Origin of the sequence: Vibrio parahaemolyticus (assembly GCF_900460535.1) — a bacterium.
In the GTDB taxonomy this organism is placed as follows: Bacteria; Pseudomonadota; Gammaproteobacteria; order Enterobacterales; family Vibrionaceae; genus Vibrio; species Vibrio parahaemolyticus.
On sequence record NZ_UHIL01000002.1, the window covers coordinates 947877 to 967421 of the forward strand.

Consider the following 19545-nt stretch of genomic DNA (forward strand, 5'->3'; position numbering starts at 1 on the left):
CAGAAGGTTACGATCTGATCGGCTAAGTAAGTTAATTCCCTTAGTCTCATGCCGAAACCTCGCTACAAAACAACGAACTGGAAACAGTACAACAAAGCCTTAATCAACCGTGGTTCACTCACTTTCTGCATTGATGAAGAAACCATTCGCCAGTGGAAGCAGAGTAAACAAGATAAACGTGGTAGACCTCGTCAATTCAGCGACTTAGCCATTACCACTGCACTTATGGTGAAACGAGTTTTCTCAATGCCGTTGAGAGCATTGCAAGGGTTTATCGATTCTGTTTTTTCATTGGCTAACGTCCCTATAGTCTGTCCACATTACAGTTGTATAAGTCGAAGAGCTAAGCAAGTCGAGGTTTCATTTAAACCCAAGACTAGAGGTGTAATACAGCATCTAGCCATTGATGCGACGGGTCTCAAGGTTTATGGCGAAGGTGAATGGAAGGTCAAGAAGCATGGTACTGACGGGAATCATAGGGTCTGGAGAAAATTGCATTTAGCGGTAGATACCAGCACTCATGAAATCGTCGCGGCAGAACTGAGTTTATCTAATGTTACCGATGCAGAAGTCCTTCCTAACTTGCTCAAGCAAACACGCCGAAGAATTATCGAGATATCTGGTGATGGCGCTTATGACACAAGGGATTGCCACGATGCCATACGGTTCAAGCGAGCTGTTCCACTCATCCCTCCAAGAGAAGGGGCAGCCTTCTGGGAGAATGGTCACCCTAGGAATTTAGCGGTAGGTTGCCAGAAGCTCTACGGCTCCAACAATAAGTGGAAAAAGCGGTACGGCTATCATAAACGCTCACTATCCGAGACAGTAATGTATCGAATGAAGCAGTTGTTAGGTGGGCGATTAAGTCGGAGAAACTACAATGCTCAGGTTGGTGAAACTTACGCCATGATTAAAGCGTTGAACAAACTTACAGGGCTTGGTATGCCTGAAACTCAGTGTATTGTAAAAGAATTACTCAATTGTAGGCAGTTTGGTTCTCTGATCGAATTACGCAACAAAGACCTGTAAACGGTTAGTCTACCCATTTTTCGAGGTTTTCCTATGTTCATGCACTTTCGGCAGATTGAGGCGCTACCAACAGATTTGACCGACGTTGGCACGGAGGATAGTTTCTTGTTGTAGGGTTGCTTCTCTAGCTCGCTCTCTTTCTTGTTGTTCGATTTGGTTTCTTAGCTTTTCATCGTTAATTTGTTCGATTACCTGCATTCTCAATTGTGCTGTATCTATGAAGTACGTTTTTTAGTAGCCTCATCAAAACTAAGCATAGAGAAGTCTACGATATCCGAAACCCACTTGTGAGCGATGGTCAATTCTTCGGTCATGTAAGGTTGTCGGTAGTTAGTATTTCATGACCAGTTTACCGTTAAGCTCGGATTCATGGTTTGCCTCATTGTCCAAAACGAATACATTAGCTTTATTGGCATAGGCTATGTCGAGAGTTGTGAATTTTTCAGAGTCAAAGTCAAGAAATACCCAAGTGATATAGGCATCGCTGTTTTTATAGAATTCTTCTCGACTAATGATAACGTCAAGAAACGTTGTCGATACTTGAAGTGCGAATACGACTTCTCGGTTATCCGAGGCTAAACGTGCTGAAATATCAGGTCTACGCCAGCGCTTGGCTATACCAATAGGGTTCTTTTCTCGGAATGCTTTTTCTATATGGATCTCATCAGAGAATAGGGGATCTGACTGAGTAGTTCCGCTAACCTTTGTTTACCCTCTTTGTGTTGTCGTCCCTCTTTTTGACCGTTGTATTTCATCGCTTGAATCTCTTCCATTGTGAGATTCGTGGTAGTTTTGATTGGGCAGTCTTCTGAGTCTTTTACGTGAGCAAAGAATGTGGTTCTTTGAGGTGTGGCTCTTAAAAGTACGGGTTGAAAACAAACATTACAAAGAGCCAATGGGTTTGTTTTTCTGTTTTTGGCAATTGCGGTTCTGAATTGGAAGTATTCCTGTTCTTCACAAGAATCTAAGAACTCATTAGCATCAATTACCTTATCTTCCCGAGTCAAAAATACAGAAGTCATGTTCCTCATGGACGGTTCCTATACTACCGAGTATTAAAACTGATTATGCTCATTGTTGATTATTGCATGAAAGCACAGAGCTAAAGAGTATGAGCTGCGTCAAATATAATTGTGATGGTTTGGCACTTATGGATTTGTGTCTCTAAATTATTTGATTTCATCGACATAGGAAACAAGTCTATAATCATATGCAACATGGATGCGTAGGGGAAAAAATGAAGATAATACTGGTAGATGCTGAGAATGTAGGCCTGAAAGGTGTGGAGAAGATTGCTCCATCTGTATCTGATAAAGTTTTTGTCTTTTCAAAGTCAGAGAACATAGAGCAATTTTGTGAAAAAGAAATGTATCAGCACATCTCAGATTATCCATCAGGAGCTAACCAAGCCGATTTTTGTATTATTGCGTACCTAATGAGATTTCTGACTCACTATGACCTTAAAGCACTCTCGCAAGTAGTATTTGAGCTTCATAGCAGTGACTTAAATTTAATCTCCGCATTTCGGTATCAATGCAATAGGTTTAGTGTTAAATCGGAATCTGTTCAGACGAAAGAAAGCTCAAAAGTTGTCGCTTTGCCTGTTGAGCAGAAAAAATCTAAGGCTGACAATGCCGAAGAACGATTGTACGCTGCTTTATCTAAGCCAAGAGCCTTAGATGAAGCATTGCAGAAAGAGCTACGCTTACCACGACAAGCTTTTACAAAGGCTATCAACGCTCTTTCATCAAGTAATAAGATCGTTCGATCTGCTGAAACAAAGAAGAAATGGGTTCAACGGTAGGTTTAGCCAATACAGTGGTAAACTAAATACCATCGGTAAAGAGCAAATAGATAGAAGCCACTCGATAGAGTGGCTTTGTTGCATAAAGTAGGAAATAAGTATTATGAAAGCAGAAGTAACGTGGATTGAAGATTTAAAATTTGTTGGTAAAACAGATAAAAATCAAGAGATTATAATGGCAAGTGGTGACAGTACTTATTTCTCACCAATGGAAATGGTGCTAATGGCCGCTGGTGGTTGTAGCTCTGTGGATGTTGTGGATGGTTTAAAAAGCGCAGGCCAAAAGGTGGTATCTGTTAACGCTAAGCTAACCACTGAGCGTCGTGAAACCGCGCCGCGTATCTTTACGCAAGTGAATATCCACTTTGAAGTGTCAGGTGATGAGCTTGACCCAGAAGTCGTAGCAAAAGTGGCGGCTGACTCGCTAGAAAAATACTGCTCGGTTTGCCTAATGCTTGGCAAAGGTGTCGAAATGACACACAGCTGGGAAATCGTGTAAATCGATACCCTCCGCAGAATGAAAAAATAGCAAAATAGGAAAGAGAAAAGTGCAGGCTTTTCTCTTTTTTTCTTGTGCAATTCGCGTACTGTGTGTTTGGTCTGAAGTAGTAGGAATTTTCCAATGACCGAACTAGAAAAAATGATGTCCGGCCAAGTATTTGATGGCATGGACAAAGAAATTGACGCCATTCGAACTCAAGCCACTCTTGCCCTGCGCGCCTTCAATAACAACACTGACGAAAGTAAGCGCGACGAATTGCAAAAACAGCTGTTTGGCAAAGCGGGTCTTTGCATTGTTCAAGCCCCTTTCCATTGCGAATTCGGTAAAACCATCGAAATCGGCGAAGAAACCTTTATCAACATGAACGTGGTCATGCTCGATGGTGCCAAAATTACCATCGGGAACAACGTGCTCATTGGCCCGAGCGTGCAATTGTATACCGCTTCTCATTCTGTTGATTACCGAAGTCGCCGACGTTGGGAAACGTTTTGTAAACCCATCACGATTGAAGATGATGTGTGGATTGGCGGAAATTCGGTCATTAACCAAGGTGTGACGATAGGTGCTCGCTCAGTAATTGCGGCGAATTCAGTCGTTAACCATGATGTGCCGCCAGATTGTCTATACGGAGGCACACCAGCGAAGTTGATTCGTCGTCTCAACGAAGAAGAGTAAGAATCGATAGTGATGGCATGATGACTCGCTTTACAGGCGTATGAGAATCATGCCATCAGAAAGGGATAATTCGTCAAGGAGTCTAAAATGTCGAACAAGACAGAAGTCCTCATGTGCCCTACATGTGGGGTAGAAACGCATCATGTCGTGGTGTTAGTTAGAAAAAAAAGTGGCTTTGAAGGCGATAAAAATCGCAACAAGAAAGAGTTCATCGCTGGCTTTCTCAAAAGTGTAGTGTTCGGCGCCTTCCTTGCATCTATGGATGAATTTGAACGTCACTTGATCTGCGAAAACTGTGGTCATAAAACCATTCAACAGTAACTGATAGTCTTTCTTTCTCTGCATAAGCTCATAAGTGCGGTTTGAAGCACTGGTTATTCAAATCGCATTATCCTCTTTTAGTGCTTTTGCTCTTCTTATGTTCCTCTCTCAAAAATGAGTCACATCAGTACGCATTTTAACCGCTTGGATGCAGGTAACTCACTGCTATGTAAAATAAATTTTGGTGGGAAATACGTGTTTCAGCTCGATGTTTAACCTCTGTTTATCGACACGTTTTGAGTCAGTAAACACTTAAATTTCGTTTACTTTATGTTGTACGCAGTGCAATTGTGTGAAATTGGTCACATTAGTGTTTAATTTATGAAAAAATAATTAATGAATAGTAATTCACAAATATGCTGACCGTATGTGCTATTTAGTTTTGACTTATCTTTTGATTATTCACTTGGTGAATGTTTTGTTGTTTTTAGATTGACTGAGGGTTTGATTTTCTATTCAAACTTGTGAAAGGTTGAATCGATATATTAGAAAACATGAATTTGATCTTGTTTCTATCTTTTGTTTTAAATGCGAAATTCATTATTAACAACGGATGGTTTTGATGATTTCTCTTGTGTGTATCCCACCAATTTTAGAAATTGAAAATTAAACTTTCTCAATACAATAACGACTAAAATTAAACGGAATGACGTTCTTATATTTTATTGTATTTTAACTTATACATTTTGACTCATTCATTTTAACTGTTTTTGTTGATTTTAAGTTGTTGATAATAATTGTCTTTTAACTTTTGTTTTAATAGCGTTGCTTTGCTGCTTCTTTAATGTTGTGGTGCGTGGCTTTATTTATAAAAAGTCATTTTAAAGTACGTTTTTAAGCAACGTAGAACGCGACAATACTCAGATAAATAGTATTAAAAAATTAAATAAGGATTTAACCATAAGAGTAATTTTATGGTTGATAGGTTTATTGGGGTTGATTATCTGAATTTTTATGGAATTTCATCCTAATAATCTGTTTGTCTTTAAGTTTATTCTAATGAACTTAATTCTCATGGAAGTTTCAAAACATGCAGCACACAACAAAGTGGATGATGACGCCGCTTGCAATGTTGTTGGGTACGCTGTTTTCAGCGCCATCATTCGCGGTGGAAACGAGTGTAATTGATAGCACCAGCACGCCTGAATCTACACAAAATGAAGGAGACACGTCCTGTATTGTTTGTAAGTTTAGTGGGGCCGTTTACCTATCTTACGATACAAACATTTACGATAAAGACGACTACCGTTCTGTCCGCAATTTCTCGTGGGGAGGCGATCTCGTTTATTCCTTTTCGAGCGACACAAAAGCCTATTTTTCTACGGGTGGCTATCGTGCCCTAGAAGATGAAGTCGGCACCTACGCGACAGATTCGGTGTTGGGCTTGCAATACACGAACCTATATCGCTTTGGAGATACAGGGAAAATCGGCGTTGCGGGTCAGGTCACCATTCCAACTTCAGAAACATCTCGTAAAGATGAACTGCACACCGCGGTTCGTTTAGATGTGCCGATCTCTTTTTCAGCTTGGAGCGTCGATTTTTCGGTTTCGCCAAGACTGAGAAAAAATTTCCACGAATACAAAACCATGGGTGGACGCTCGCTGACTGAGTGGACTTACTCGTTGTTTGCTGTTGCAGAAAAGTCGTGGGAATCGTTCGCAGTGGGGATCACGGCGTTAGGTGGTAACAGCATCAGTTATCAAGGTACGCGCAGAAGCAGTTGGCAGTATGAAGGGGCGTTGTACGGCACATACGAGTTTGATGAAAGCTGGTCATTGCTACTCGCGGCGTCATCAACGGGTTTCTATCAAGATGCAGAGCGAGGCACCTTGGGCAACATCGATTTGTTGGACCAAGAGAAAGCGTCTTACATCGCGACAGTGACTTACTCCTTCTAGGAAAATAACAACAATTAAGGATATCCAAATAATGTTTAAAAAATTGACTCTGGTGTCAGCAATAACGGCCGCACTTGCAGGCTGTGGCGCAGATGATCAGGCGTATGACTATGTCGAAAGAGATGCAAAAGAAGTCGCAGTAAAAGATCTTAAAGACGGTCGTTGGTTTTACGTTCCGACGACTGGTGCCGCGCCACGCTTTGCTCTGAACCAATTCCCATTCTTGCAAGGTTCACCTCGTTACGTTGAGCTTTGTTTTACCAAAGAAGGTCTGGAAGTTCGCAGTTACGATAAAAACTACCCAGACGCGCATCTAAGCAAAGATGCTAATAACTACTGCGGTGAAGAGAAATTTGTCGCAGACGACGACGGCGTTAACTTCGCGCAAGTGCTGACGATTCCGGGTGACTTTGCGGCGTATCGCTGTCAAGAAGACGCGCATGGTGATTGCACCAACAAAGAAGAAACCAATGAAGACGCAAGCCTAAACTACAAGAAGAAAACCCACTTCACTCCTCGCCCTGAAGATCTCGAAATTGCAGAATTCAATATGGAAGATCTGTATGGCATTACCGAGGGCATTGATGAAATTGGCGCACCACGATTGATCTCGTGGGACTTTGACCCTAAAAACGGTCTTCTCAATTTCGAACTAGAGCGCACGTTCCGTATCGATTTAGATAATATTTCCGACTACATTAACTTTGCAACGAAAGCGAGCTTGGATGAAGCGCTTGTAGATGGCGCATTTAAATCTCGTTTCTACTACTCGTTAGTGCACGAAAGTGAAGTGGCAACCGAAGGTTACCAACCGATCTTGTACCCAGTGGGTGATGAGAACGACATTGGTTTCTTCACCACGTCGACGAAAAAGCTTAACCCAGTCACGAATAAATACGACCGTGATGTGGTTTACCTCAATCGTTTCAACCCAGATCAAGGCTCTATCAAATATTACTTGAGCGACAATTTCTTTGAAGAGAAGAACAAGTTGTTCTTGGATGCAACGCTGCAATCGATCGACAAGATGAACCAAGCGCTGAATGTATTTGGGGCGGATACAGGCAAGCCTGAAATCGAGATTGTGAACAAAACCAAAGCGGCTGGTATTCACCCAGGTGATCTGCGTTACAACGTGATTAACCTGATTGACGAGCCTCTAGCGAACGGTCTGCTTGGCTATGGCCCGTCGGTTTCTAACCCGATGACGGGGGAAATCATCAAAGGCCACGTGAACCAATACGCAGGCGTTGCAAGAACGGGTGTGCCTTTCTATTGGGATAACTTGGCGCGTTTCTATAATCGTAATCAACTGAACTTAGATGGCTTAGATCCATTGCCAACCAGCAGCGAATCTGTGAAAACAGAAGTCGCGGATAGAATTGAAGCGCTTTCTACAATGGCGGCGATGGCGAGCCTGAAATCGGATGAAAACATTCATGCGCCGCTCGTTTCAAAAGAAGACATCGTTTCTGGAAAAGCAGCGACGAAGAGCCCAACTCAGCTAATGAAAAACTTCAATGATGACATGGAGTTTGAAAAGGTGGTTGAAGCTGAAGAGAACCGTTTGTCTTTCTGGGCAGAGCACAACGTCTATCCAATCGAAGCGTCGTGGGTTTCTTCAACCAACAAGGCCATGTTGGACAACTTGAAGTTGGATGACGCGCGTTACTTTGAGATCAAACTTGATGACGCAGGTAACGAAGTATCGCGTCAGCTTAAGCGTTGGAAATACCTGCCAAAAGAGTTGCAAGTGAAAGCCGCAGATGCGATTACGGTTGCGACTTACAGCAATACGCTTGTTCACGAGCTTGGTCATAACATGGGTCTGCGCCATAACTTTAAAGGCTCAAATGACAAAGCGAACTACTACACGCTAGAGCAAGCGCATCAACTTGGTTTGAACAACATTCCTGCTTACAGTTCGACGATGGACTACGCACCAAGCATGTTGGATGAAACGCCAACTTGGGGTCTGTACGATATTGCGGCGTTTAAGTTTGGCTACGGTCGTAAAGTCGAGACGATTCAAGATTCTTCAGGTTCAGCTCCTGCACCTGTTGCGAAACCGGCAGACAGTGCGAGTGATGAAGACAAAGCAGCATACGCTCGTTACCTCGCTGATCAGCAAGCCTACCAACAAAGCTTTGCATACAAGTTTGGCAACAATCCAGACAACACATCGCTGATGGTGTGTTCTGAAGTGAAGGCGCTAACGGGGAACGAGAAAGGCAAATCACTCTACAACTGTGACTTCAGCCGATTCGATACCGCTGCGTTGTCTGATGATCCAGAACTGAATGCGAAAACTCGTTATGGCGCACTTTACTACCTAGATAAAGTGAATGAAATTGAGCGTAAGTCTTACGATTTCTGTACCGATGGGAACGTTTCTCTAAACAGCGACTGTAACCGTTTTGACGAAGGTACAAACCTAGAAGAAATTGTTTCTTACGAGTGGCAGAACTATCTCGATAGCTATGATCGACGCAACTTGGAGTTATATGGGACGACGGGATTATTCTCGTCCGATTATCCTGGTTACTTAGTGCGCCGTTATATGGAAATGAGCGCTATCCGTGACAAGATGGAAGATCTTGAGCGCATCGATAACCTGTACACCAATCTTGGTTACACTTCGTCAACGGATAAGCCGGGTGATTTCTTATTGCGCATTGCTTCAAACCCTCAATACTGTAGCGAAGGCAAAGCCGATAACTCATGGTTCTGTGATTACGCGAATGGGGCGAAAAAATCCGCGGCGTTCTTCCTTGATATCTTGCGCACACCAGAGCATCAATGTGTGATAGAAAATGCGGCAGGCAACCAAAAAGTGATTTCTTTTGGTCAACTGTTAGACAACAACTCACACCAAATTCCGGCTGATTACGATCTTTCAACAGCCAGCTGTTTTGATGATTTGGCAGCACGCTTTATCGAAGATTCAGATGAGGGCTATATAGCTGTTGCGGAAACTGCGAATGGACGCTTCCTAAACTCAATTGGTAGCTTTGACCCGGATTATCCTTGGTCAAATGCGGTGTCTGTGTTGGGCAACTGGCCAGACAAAGCGTTGGCGAGCCACTTCTTAGCACGTCGATTCTCGAACCGTTTTACCGATGAGGTGAGCTTTGCATCGCTGCTTGATATCCCTGGGGTGCAAGCTGAATACGAAGACATCATGGGCAACATCGTGGCAAATGACGCGTTAAATACGCCAGTTAAATTGGTGGGTAAAGACGGTAAGGAATACACCAATCTAAAAGGTGTTACCGTGAACCTACACATCACTGAGCAAATGGAGTCCCTACCACCAATGCCTCGTGGTATTGCAAGATTCCTTGATATTGGTGCAGAAGGCCGCGGACGTGTTGGCGATGTCATCTTGAGAATGGGTGTGCGCCAAATGAAGTCTTACGACTACACAGTGAAGACTCGTGGTCAATCTCAGTTTGATACGTTTACGAAGCAGCAAGACCGCTACGGTATTATTGCGGGTGACAAGGTTGAGTTTGTTATCGACGGCGAGAAGTTTGTGGCAACAAAAGCAAACAAGCTGGCTTACGACTACGCAAATCAACTGGTGACGTCCAAAGGTTACGATCTAAAAACGTACCTAGATAGCTATGAGCCTGCAACACTAAACAAGGTTGCAGAGAGCATCGATAGCGCTTGGGGGCCATTCCGAACAGCGATTGTCCCAGCGTTCCACGATCCTGTATTGCTGCTGGATGCACCAATGGTCAACGCAATGAAGCGAACCATTGATGCGGATATCGCGGCAGGTGTGCTGTCGTTTAGCCAGTCTTTCATCAACTTTACGACAGCGAATGTGACTTCGGGTGATTTGGTCATCGATGCAACTTCGGGCACATTGAGCTATAAAGGTGGTAAAGCGCACGATGAGCTGAAAGCGTTCGAAGCTTACACAGATGCGATGCTTTTGATTTACAACGATCACGCCGAAGACATGATGTTCGCGGTCGACAATGTGTACGCAGGGTACATGGCGTCTTCAGATGCTGACAAAGAACTTTGGCTGAAAGATCTCAATATGATTCAAGCGTATTTGCGTGGTGATATCGGCGCTGTGGCTGGTGATTACTACAAGATGCTTGATCGCCTACCAACTGCAGTGAGTTTCCAGTAAATAACTCTTAATTCACTCATACAAAGGCCTGCAGCAATGCAGGCCTTTTTCGTCATAGGATTGATGGAATTTAGGAGTGAAAGATGATCTGTCCGTCTTCTGTCATCACAAGTGTCGCTTTGCTTTGTTCGATAAGTTGAGCAGCATAAGAAGGGGTAACGGCCTGCATATCACCTTTAGATCGAAGAGTTAAAGACTCCCACGCTTGATCTCGATATTTCCCTGCTTGGGTGTATTGAATCAATACTTTCATAGCTTCACGCTCCGGTGTGGTTGACGTGCTACTTAAGTTAACGATTTTAGGTTGGTTGCGCATCTGTTAAAAATGAAACATTAGTTTAACCAAATGTGCCTTTCCAAATATCGCGCATTGAGCAGAGCAATTTAGAATCCTTGTGATGAAGGGATGAAAAACACTCAATCTTTCGATTCATACTGCGCAATATAATGTTTGAGAGATTTGGTTTCCGCACTCTGAAACTCTTCATCATGCATACGCAGTGCTTGGATACGGTCGAGGCGGAACTGGCGGTAGTCATCGCGCAATTCGCACCAGGCGACCAGCGTCCAGACTTTGCCCCAAAAGAACTGGCCTAACGGTTGGATTTTTCTTTCGGTCACTTGTCCGCTTTCATCTTGGTAATCCAAACTGACCTTAAACTGATGATCAATCGCGTGGCGCAGAAGCTGCCCTCGTTTGGCAGTCTCGGATTGGGTGTGATAATCGGGCACAATCAGCGGACAATCTTCCACTTGTTGTTTGAGCTTATCTGGCAATACCGAAAGTATTTTGGTGGACGCAGAGTGAGACGCTTCGGCAAGTTCGGCATCCGACCAAGCTCGAACCATCCGCATACCCAGTTCAAGCGCCATCATCTCTTTTTCTGAGAACATCAAAGGCGGCAGATGAGAGCCAGCTTGCAACAGGTAGCCGACACCTGCTTCACCTTGAATCGGAACACCAGAACTGAGCAACGACTGAATATCGCGATAAATCGTACGTTCGCTAACTTCCATTCTTTCTGCGAGCTCTTTCGCTGTCACGGCGTAACGCTTTGCGCGCAAAAGCGTCAGTAGCTCAAACAGTCGTTCTGATTTGCTCATGATGTTCCTTATCTAGACCTACTGGTTGTTAGTGGTAGTGTGGCTGATTACTTCTCTAGCTCACTGCACATTTTTAAGTTGTGATGTTTAAGCTCGAAGCTTTCGCAGTCAATCATTGATAACAGAGGCTGAAATTCAACGGCTTGCTTAATCTGTTTTCCCGCCTGTTTTGCATCGTCCATTGAACGCCAGTAAATGATGTCTGTCCACACATCGTCCGTCGCTTCGTGACTGAGTGAGCGGTACAAAAAGCCCGGCAGATTCTTCACAAACGTTTGTGACTGTTTGGCAGCGGCGATCACGTCTTGCTCTGTTGTGCCTGCGGTTAGACGAAATTGCACAGTTTCGATAACGGTTTCCATATTGTGATTCCTTATTGGTTTTGGCGGATTGCCTGTTGAGTTCCAAATAAGGTTACGCGGATGGAATGTCAGAACATGTCAGTAGTGAAATCTCACTCACTTGTCATCAATATGGTTATTTTTCTGGGCTGTTGTAACGATCCCAGTAAGGTAAATCTGTGCCGAGTTTTTCGCTGATAAAATCGATAAAGGCTCTTACTTTCAACGGCATGTGCTTGCGCTCAGGAAAAACCGCATAAATGGCGTGTTCTGGTAGAGAATACTCTTCCATCACCGGTTTTAGATTTCCTGCGGCAAAGTCTCTTCCTGCAATAAACGTTGGCAGTTGCGCAATGCCCGAACCTCTTAACAGCAACTGGCGAATGGCTTCGCTGTTATTGACGATAAAGTTTCCTTTTGGAAGTACCTTGTATTCGCTGCCGTTGTTGATGAACATCCATTCGACGCCGCCACGGAAATAGGAGTAGCGCAGGCAGTTGTGACTGACTAAATCACTTGGTTTTTGTGGTGTTCCAAACTCCGCTAAGTAATCTGGCGAGGCACAAAGCACACTTTTACAAGGGGCGAGACGTTTTGCGATTAGATTGGAAGAGGTGAGTTCACCAATACGGATCCCCAAATCAAAACCGTCTTTAACCAAATCGACCATTTTGTCTTCGAGGTTTAAATCCACTTCAATTTTCGGGTAACGAGCGAGAAACTCGCTGATCAAAGGCGCGATATGCAGCACACCGAAAGACATCGGCACGGTAATTTTGAGCCGACCTTGTGGAGAGCCTTGCAGTTCCGATACCGCGTCTACGCCTTGCTGGGCTAGGTTGAGCGCTTGAGAGGCGTACTCAAAATAACGTTCTCCTGCTTCGGTCAGGCTCAGCTTACGCGTAGTTCGATTAAGGAGACGAATGCCCAAATCGTCTTCTAGTTGGTTGATGCGTTTACTGATCGCCGATTTCGTCAGATTCAGCTGTTTGGCCGCAAGGGAAAAGCTGCCGCATTCGACAACAGCAACAAAAACGGGCAGGGAGGCAATCGCGTTCACATCAATCTCCTATTATCGTGAAGCATTTATTGTTGAGCACAAGGATACAATTAATTTCCAATTATAGAGATTATCTTCAAGAAGAAAACAATCTAGACTATGCACCAGTATTACGACCTTGATTTTGGGAAGAAGAAAATGAAGTACGATTGGATCCTGTTTGACGCTGACGAAACCTTATTCCACTTTGATGCTTTCAAAGGTTTGCAGCTTATGTTTTCTCGCAAAGGCGTAGATTTTACTGAACAAGATTTTGCTCATTACCAAACCGTAAACAAACCGCTTTGGGTGGATTACCAAGACGGCAAAGTAACGGCAGATGAGCTAAAACATAAGCGTTTTACCGAGTGGGCTGAGAAGCTGAATACCACAACAGCAGATCTCAATAGCGCATTTTTAGAAGCAATGGCCGATATTTGCAGCTTGTTGCCAGGTGCAAAAGAGCTGATGGAAGCGCTGCAAGGCAAAGCTAAAATGGGCATCATCACCAACGGTTTTACAGAGTTGCAAGCAATTCGCCTTGAGCGCACAGGGATGACTGAGTACTTCGATAAAGTGGTGATCTCTGAACAAGTGGGCGTAGCAAAACCGGACTTAGGTATTTTTGAATACGCGATGCAGCAAATGGGCAACCCATGCAAAACGCGCGTACTGATGGTGGGTGACAACCTGCATTCCGATATTCTGGGTGGTAATAATTTTGGTATTGAAACTTGCTGGTTAAATACCACAGGCGCAAGCGTCGATGAGCGTATCGCACCAAATTACACCGTTGAGTCTTTGAGTGAACTAAAGAACATTTTGGTGGCGTAACTGAATCGGGTATTATTCCGCAGTAACCCTCAGAAAAATCAAGGAATAACCATGTCAGACATCAAACAGCTAGACAGCAAAGTCGTTTACCAGAATAAGTGGATGACGGTGCGTGAGGACAAAATTTTACGTCCGAGCGGCGCAGAGGGCATCTATGGTGTGGTCGACAAACCTGATTGTGCTGCGATTCTGGCTATCGATAACGGGATGATTCACTTGGTTCAGCAGTACCGTTACACCGTAGGTCAACGTTGTTGGGAGATCCCACAAGGGGCGTGGGAATCAAATCCAGATGCGGATCATCTTGAGCTTGCCAAAGGCGAGCTGCGTGAAGAAACGGGCATGCAGGCGAGCGCCATGGCGTATGTCGGCGCGCAGTTTATCGCATACGGCTTTTTGAATCAGACATGTCACGTCTACTTCGCCACTGATTTAACGGACGTGGGCAATCAACTCGACAGTGAAGAAGAGGATTTGATCACTCGCGCTTTTTCTGTTGAGGAGTTCGAACAGATGATGATCGACGGCACGATCAAAGATTGTGTCACCATCGCCGCTTATGGTTTGGCGAAGCTGAAGAAATTCATTTAGTTATCCATGATGATTTTTTAATGAAAACAGCGGCCTAGTGCCGCTGTTTTTAGTTTGGATGAGCTCGTTGAGCCATCGCTTACTCGTCGATTTTCTTACCTAAGATTTCCACTTGCGCTTTTTTGGTCACCCCCGCGACTTGCAGCGCTGTGCTGCCAACCGATTCATAGTTCAACTCGATCTTGTCTAATTTCGCGTTATCTTTTGTTGGTAGGCTTAAACTTCTTGATGACATGCCTTTAGTCAGAACACCTAAACTGTCGAACGTCTTTTCCTGACCATCTTTCATGATTACTTTAACGCTTTTCAGATCGACCGTACCTTGCGTACATTTGATTTTGATGTGGCTAAAACGAGCGTTAGCAAATGGGGACAGTGGATTGACTGTGTCGGTTTCCGATTTAAAACTGACGGTCTTATCTGCAATCTTATCCCAATCGTTGTCTCCTGCAACCGATTGGAAAGAGGCTATAGCCGCTAAAAGACAGAGTGCGATGGTGTTGAACAGTTTCATAGCTTTTCCTTACCTTAGGTTTAGATATTCTGTTTAATCAGTTCGATGACGTGTGTGACTTCGTCTTGAGTTAAAGCCCCTTCTTTCACGAATAAAATTTCGCCTTGTTTATTTTGTACGATAATCGCAGAACTTTCTTGCTGCAGATCCCAAGTTGTTGCTAATACGCCATTTTTGTCTAACACCATGGAAGACCAAGAGAATGTCTTTTTGCTGTCCTCTGCCGACGATTTAACAAATGTACCGGTTCCCCAAATGGCGTCTTCTTGGTTGATCACGGTTGTGGTCTGATACTGATCTTCAGGAAAGTGAGCGGCAGTGATTGCTGACATCAGCGGCGCGTTCATCTCTTTGGCTTTACTACGACCTGCAATGGCTTGTATCACACGGACTTTGCCTAACATCTGCTGAGTTGCCCAAGGTTGATAAGCCACATCGTCTCCTTGCAGCGTCATTTCGCCATAGGTATCAATGCTGACGGAAGGGGTGGTTTGACCGACAGAAAGGTTATGAGAGAAGGCGAATGTCGGGGCGAGTGCGAGTAAGAGTGACAGAACAGATGGAGTTTTCATTGGGGGTTCCTGTAACGAAGTGAGGTTAGAGCGAATCAAAATAAGGGGCAAATACGATGCCCCTTATCGGATGTGGCGTTTAGTTAGAAAGTACAACGCGCGCATTTAGCGGTTGCAGCGGACGATTGTTTTGTCCCATGACTTCCATCAGTTTCGCGGCTTGATCTTTGGATAAGGTTTGAGTGTCTTTAAGCACAAACCAGCGCACACCTTCTGAACATGGTGGTGTGGTTAAAGAGCCGTTAAATCGATAGTAGTTTGCAGTTTTTGGCAGTAAGTCGTTAATCTCAAACGTATCTTTAAAGAACGTGGTTTGATTCTCTTGTGGGATTGCGTTGATCAGTTTAGACAGCGCTGCGTTTTGATCGCCAGCATCAAACATCACCGAAATTACCGCCAACTCGCCGTCTGCGTTGGCGTGTACAAAGTGCGCTTCAAGTGGATATTGGCGGCCTTTGATTTGGTTTTCTGAAGGTGTGTGGAAATGGAACTGTTGCAGTTCGAACGTCTCGCCATCGATGGTGAAGCTGTTACGTCCGTTCACTTGCGCTTGCAGCGTATGACCATTGTTGGTTAAACCAATGACCTGACCAGTGTACGAAAGGTTCAGTGCTTCCAGTTTTGCATCGGCTGGGTTGTCGATGTTGATTGGGCTTTGGTTTTTCGTGGTTGCGCAGTCTTTGGCGATTTCTCCCCAGTGTTCTGGCCCGTGTTTGTCATTGCCATAGCCCCATTCCGAAGCCTGAGCCGCGCTTAGAGTGAGAAGTGAGAGGGAAAAAGCAAGTAGTGTTTTGTTCATAATAATGTCTCTGTTCGGTCGCTTTGATAAGCGTTGTTACAAGGCAATGACCTAGAGGTTTGATCACTGCCTGACAAATTAGAAACGGTGGCTGAGTTGGGCACCAATTAGGAACGCATTTGAATGGGTCACGCCCGTTACCATAGGTGCAGGAACACCTTCATACGCGTACTCTTCTACGTTGACATCTTCACCAATCAAGTACGTCATGCCGATGTCAACCGTGGTATCTGATGACCATTGGTAAGAGGCACCTGCAGATAACCAGTGACGGTTCGAATCTGGGATAGAAAGCGAAGTCAGCTCATCGACAGGTGTTTTGTCGAACATGTAACCCGTGCGAAGTGTCCAACGTTCATTGGCGTACCAAGTCGCACCGATGGAGTAGTGCGCGGAGTCTTGCCACTGAAAATCTTTTAGCAACTGATCATCAGCTTTCAAGCTGTCAAATGCTGACCAACCAATCCACTGCACAGAATAGTGCAGGGCAAATTTAGGTAAGACGCGGTGATAACCGGAAAACTCCGCAATATCCGGTAGTGGCATAGCAAGTGAGTCGTACGATTCGCCAGCAAAGTGGATGTCGCCCTTGGCATCGATGTTAGGGCTGTGCTTGTAGCTTAAACCTAAGCGATGACGTTCGTTAAACTCGTACATCATGCCAATGTTCGCGCCAAGCCCAATGCCGCTAGCTTCCACATCAAGTGCGTTGCCTTTTAAGGCTCCGCAACGTTGTTCTAGTTCGTTTCCAAGTATGTTCCCACCAACGCAAACACCCACGTCCATATCGCGGTACAGTTCACCAGAGCCGTAAATCACATCAATACCACCACCGATACTAAAACGGTCGTTCACCTTGTATGCCAAGCTTGCGCCAAGGTTGACACTCGCTACGCTGGTGACACCGCCAAAAACAGGTGCGCCATAGTTTGGTTTAAACTCCATGTCGGTTCCGAAGTTGGAGTATGCCGATAAGCCTAGATGCCAGTCGTCGTTGATAGGGTGAATAAAGTAAAAATTGGGTACAACGGCTGGTTGACCAACGCCATCGACGTCATCAATGTCGGTCACGGTTTGAGAGAAGGACGGGGTAATTTCAACTTGAGGGGACGGAGGAAAACCGCCCATACCAACATTGACATCCGCATTAATGTTAGCTCGATGATATTGCGCATTTTTAACGGTAACGTCAGGTTTGACGTAAGTGACACCGAACGATAAGGCATTTTGTTTAAACAGCGTCATCGCTGCGGCGTTACGGCTGACTACAGACGCATTATCACCAATGACGGCATCACCAGCAAAAGCACGACCAAGACCCGTCGCCGAATGTTCGTTAATTTGAAAACCACCGGCATACGCCGTCGATGAGGCTAACCCGATTAATAAATAAATCGGTGAAAGAGTTAATTGTCGCTGCATGTTTTTTCTCATGAATTAATTAGAGGTTGTATTGCAACGAAAAGCAGTAAAATAAACAAATCTGACCAGTATATTTAGGAGTAAAACTAACAGTATGTTGACAATAAATAAATTTAACTTAATAAATATTTATTGATGAATTTATTAATGGTTCATGTCGTGAATGTGGTGATTATTTTACGTGTAAATTAAACTCAGAGCCTCTATTTTTATTTTTGCGGTATTACTTCTCTATTTTTATTGTGCTGACTGTTCCCTAACAAACAGAGGCAAATCCAGCGATAAAGTGTCCGTGATGGAAACTCTGAGTCATTTGTATTTCCATTGCATCCCAACGTTGGTAGTTCGAATCAGCAAGAGAACTATCGTTTTAAACCCACATGACACACTCCTCTCGGTCTTACCTGTGTTATGTGGGTATTTTTTATTTAACTTGTCACTTAACTCCTCTTGAAATTCAATAATTAAAAATGGTCATAATGAAATTTAAATGGATGGCATGTTGAATAATTTTGGATTTTACTGGTTTGTTGGTATTTAAAAGTTTTGTTTATAATACTTATAACTTGAATTTCTATATTAAAAATGATCTTTGTTATATTTATTGAATGATAAAGTTTTGAAGTAGCTATAATATCTCGGATTTTTCACATTAGCGATGTTATTCCTTCAGTATCTTGACGTTAATTTACCTATCTTTACGTCTCGTACCCTGTACGGCTAAGAAAAATAGCAGTATAAAATCAAAACGATTATTTACTTCACTCCTGCTATGAAACTCAATAAAAAATGGCTCGTTTTGTGTGGCCTACTTGCTATTGGTGCTGGTGGTTATCATTATCTGCAACGTCCAGAACCCATTTCTCCTTACGCGACAGAAGTCGTTCGCAAAGGCAATATCGAAAAGGCGGTATTAGCCAACGGCATGTTGCAAGCGTCCAAATTGGTGAATGTAGGTGCGCAAGTATCTGGGCAAATTCAACGCCTCGCTGTGAACTTAGGGGATGAGATCAAACAGGGGGACTTGATTGCACAGATTGACAGCCTGACTCAGCAAAACAGCCTCAAAGAAGCCCAGGCGTCTCTTAATAGTCTCAACGCTCAGTACCAGGCTAAGCAAGCGCAGATTAAACAAGCAAACTATGAATACGTGCGCCAAAAAGGCATGTTGGCAGCGAAAGCGAGCTCACGAGCTGATTACGAGAATGCCGAGGCGACGCTCGCCATCTACAAAGCCGAGTTAGCGCAACTGGATGCCGAAATCGAGAAAGCCAAAATCAACGTCGACAATGCGCAGTTAGATCTCGGTTACACCACTATCAACGCACCGATGGATGGCACGGTGGTCTACACCGCGGTGGAAGAAGGACAAACCGTAAACGCCAATCAAACCACGCCAACGATTATCGAGTTAGCCAAGTTAGAGACGATGACGGTGAAAGCCGAAATTTCGGAAGCCGATGTGATTTTTGTTCACCCAGGCCAAACGGCGCTGTTCACCATTTTAGGCAAACCGAATCAGCAGTTTAAAGGCACATTGCGCGCCATTGAGCCGGGGCCAACCATCATGGATGGCGATGACAGCGATCTGAGCATTTCAGATAGCGACGCCATTTACTACAACGCTGTATTTGATGTGAAGAACCCGCAAGGTATTTTGCGCATCGGCATGACTGCGCAAGTTTCGATTGTCCTTGAGCAATCGGAAAATACCTTGATTGTCCCTTCACAAGTGCTGCAAAAATCTGGCGGCAAAGGCAACTATACCGTGCCAGTGCTTGAACAGGGCCAAGTGGTGCAAAAGCCCGTGACAGTGGGTATCAACAACAAAGTGAACGCAGAAATTCTCTCAGGTTTGAAGGAGGGCGACCAAGTTGTTCTTGGCAATGCTATGGATGGAGAATCATCAAGCCGAGGTGATCGTCGTCGACCTCCGATGAGGTTCTAA

General features: G+C 44.3%; 20 protein-coding genes. 10 read left to right on the top strand and 10 right to left on the bottom strand.

Annotation, left to right across the window (positions count from 1 at the left end; all coding sequences use genetic code 11):
- The first annotated feature begins 48 nt into the window (after window positions 1-48).
- A complete protein-coding gene (locus DYB02_RS21285) occupies window positions 49-1029 on the top strand; it encodes an IS5 family transposase (RefSeq protein WP_370446085.1) in 981 nt (326 codons plus the stop codon).
- A 330-nt stretch (window positions 1030-1359) separates the two neighbouring features.
- Here the strand turns inward: DYB02_RS21285 and DYB02_RS26165 are convergent, their stop codons facing one another.
- Together DYB02_RS26165 and DYB02_RS21290 are read right to left on the bottom strand one after the other, a co-directional pair.
- Entirely contained in the window at window positions 1360-1689 is a 330-nt protein-coding gene (locus DYB02_RS26165) for a DUF6035 family protein (protein WP_219583154.1), read from the bottom strand.
- A complete protein-coding gene (locus tag DYB02_RS21290) occupies window positions 1680-2060 on the bottom strand; it encodes a DUF7830 domain-containing protein (RefSeq protein WP_049874817.1) in 381 nt (126 codons plus the stop codon). The genes DYB02_RS26165 and DYB02_RS21290 overlap by 10 nt, the downstream gene beginning before the upstream one ends.
- A gap of 206 nt (window positions 2061-2266) precedes the next feature.
- Between DYB02_RS21290 and DYB02_RS21295 the strand changes: the two genes are divergently transcribed.
- The 6 genes from DYB02_RS21295 to DYB02_RS21320 all read left to right on the top strand — a co-directional run bounded on the left by DYB02_RS21295 (window position 2267) and on the right by DYB02_RS21320 (window position 10381).
- Window positions 2267-2833, top strand: coding sequence for a hypothetical protein (locus tag DYB02_RS21295; protein WP_025623867.1), 567 nt, complete (start codon window positions 2267-2269; stop codon window positions 2831-2833).
- 103 nt (window positions 2834-2936) lie between these two features.
- Entirely contained in the window at window positions 2937-3332 is a 396-nt protein-coding gene (locus DYB02_RS21300) for an OsmC family protein (protein ID WP_021821296.1), read from the top strand.
- 123 nt (window positions 3333-3455) lie between these two features.
- Window positions 3456-4010 carry a sugar O-acetyltransferase gene (locus DYB02_RS21305; RefSeq protein ID WP_005459239.1) on the top strand — a complete coding sequence of 185 codons (555 nt, stop codon included), beginning with the start codon at window positions 3456-3458 and terminating at the stop codon, window positions 4008-4010.
- Window positions 4011-4097: 87 nt separating this feature from the next.
- Window positions 4098-4331 (top strand): hypothetical protein, encoded by a 234-nt coding sequence (locus tag DYB02_RS21310; protein WP_005393681.1) that lies wholly within the window; start codon window positions 4098-4100, stop codon window positions 4329-4331.
- A gap of 1030 nt (window positions 4332-5361) precedes the next feature.
- A complete protein-coding gene (locus DYB02_RS21315; protein WP_017635076.1) occupies window positions 5362-6231 on the top strand; it encodes a hypothetical protein in 870 nt (289 codons plus the stop codon).
- Window positions 6232-6262: 31 nt separating this feature from the next.
- Window positions 6263-10381: a M66 family metalloprotease gene (locus DYB02_RS21320; RefSeq protein ID WP_029803469.1), complete on the top strand. Its 4119-nt coding sequence runs from the start codon at window positions 6263-6265 to the stop codon at window positions 10379-10381.
- Window positions 10382-10451: 70 nt separating this feature from the next.
- Here the strand turns inward: DYB02_RS21320 and DYB02_RS21325 are convergent, their stop codons facing one another.
- From DYB02_RS21325 to DYB02_RS21340, 4 genes are all read right to left on the bottom strand, one after another.
- Window positions 10452-10634: a hypothetical protein gene (locus DYB02_RS21325; RefSeq protein WP_005393690.1), complete on the bottom strand. Its 183-nt coding sequence runs from the start codon at window positions 10632-10634 to the stop codon at window positions 10452-10454.
- A gap of 164 nt (window positions 10635-10798) precedes the next feature.
- Window positions 10799-11485, bottom strand: a complete 687-nt coding sequence (locus DYB02_RS21330; protein WP_005497912.1) for a helix-turn-helix transcriptional regulator — start codon at window positions 11483-11485, stop codon at window positions 10799-10801.
- Window positions 11486-11532: 47 nt separating this feature from the next.
- Window positions 11533-11847: a hypothetical protein gene (locus tag DYB02_RS21335; RefSeq protein ID WP_005497913.1), complete on the bottom strand. Its 315-nt coding sequence runs from the start codon at window positions 11845-11847 to the stop codon at window positions 11533-11535.
- Between the two features lie 115 nt (window positions 11848-11962).
- Window positions 11963-12886, bottom strand: a complete 924-nt coding sequence (locus DYB02_RS21340; protein WP_005384329.1) for a LysR family transcriptional regulator — start codon at window positions 12884-12886, stop codon at window positions 11963-11965.
- Between the two features lie 138 nt (window positions 12887-13024).
- Between DYB02_RS21340 and yjjG the strand changes: the two genes are divergently transcribed.
- On the top strand, window positions 13025-13699 hold the full coding sequence (yjjG, locus tag DYB02_RS21345) for a pyrimidine 5'-nucleotidase (RefSeq protein ID WP_005374109.1): 675 nt from the start codon (window positions 13025-13027) through the stop codon (window positions 13697-13699).
- 51 nt (window positions 13700-13750) lie between these two features.
- Window positions 13751-14290, top strand: a complete 540-nt coding sequence (locus DYB02_RS21350) for an NUDIX domain-containing protein (protein ID WP_017635078.1) — start codon at window positions 13751-13753, stop codon at window positions 14288-14290.
- 79 nt (window positions 14291-14369) lie between these two features.
- On the opposite strand, the gene DYB02_RS21355 is transcribed toward DYB02_RS21350, so the two are convergent.
- The 4 genes from DYB02_RS21355 to DYB02_RS21370 form a co-directional block, all read right to left on the bottom strand.
- Entirely contained in the window at window positions 14370-14804 is a 435-nt protein-coding gene (locus DYB02_RS21355; protein WP_029805882.1) for a DUF2541 family protein, read from the bottom strand.
- Window positions 14805-14824: 20 nt separating this feature from the next.
- On the bottom strand, window positions 14825-15376 hold the full coding sequence (locus DYB02_RS21360) for a YtfJ family protein (RefSeq protein ID WP_005480925.1): 552 nt from the start codon (window positions 15374-15376) through the stop codon (window positions 14825-14827).
- Window positions 15377-15455: 79 nt separating this feature from the next.
- Window positions 15456-16175, bottom strand: coding sequence for a carbonic anhydrase (locus DYB02_RS21365; RefSeq protein WP_020841751.1), 720 nt, complete (start codon window positions 16173-16175; stop codon window positions 15456-15458).
- Between the two features lie 78 nt (window positions 16176-16253).
- Window positions 16254-17597 (bottom strand): OmpP1/FadL family transporter, encoded by a 1344-nt coding sequence (locus DYB02_RS21370; protein ID WP_029805884.1) that lies wholly within the window; start codon window positions 17595-17597, stop codon window positions 16254-16256.
- A gap of 772 nt (window positions 17598-18369) precedes the next feature.
- Between DYB02_RS21370 and DYB02_RS21375 the strand changes: the two genes are divergently transcribed.
- Window positions 18370-19545: an efflux RND transporter periplasmic adaptor subunit gene (locus tag DYB02_RS21375; RefSeq protein ID WP_025442480.1), complete on the top strand. Its 1176-nt coding sequence runs from the start codon at window positions 18370-18372 to the stop codon at window positions 19543-19545.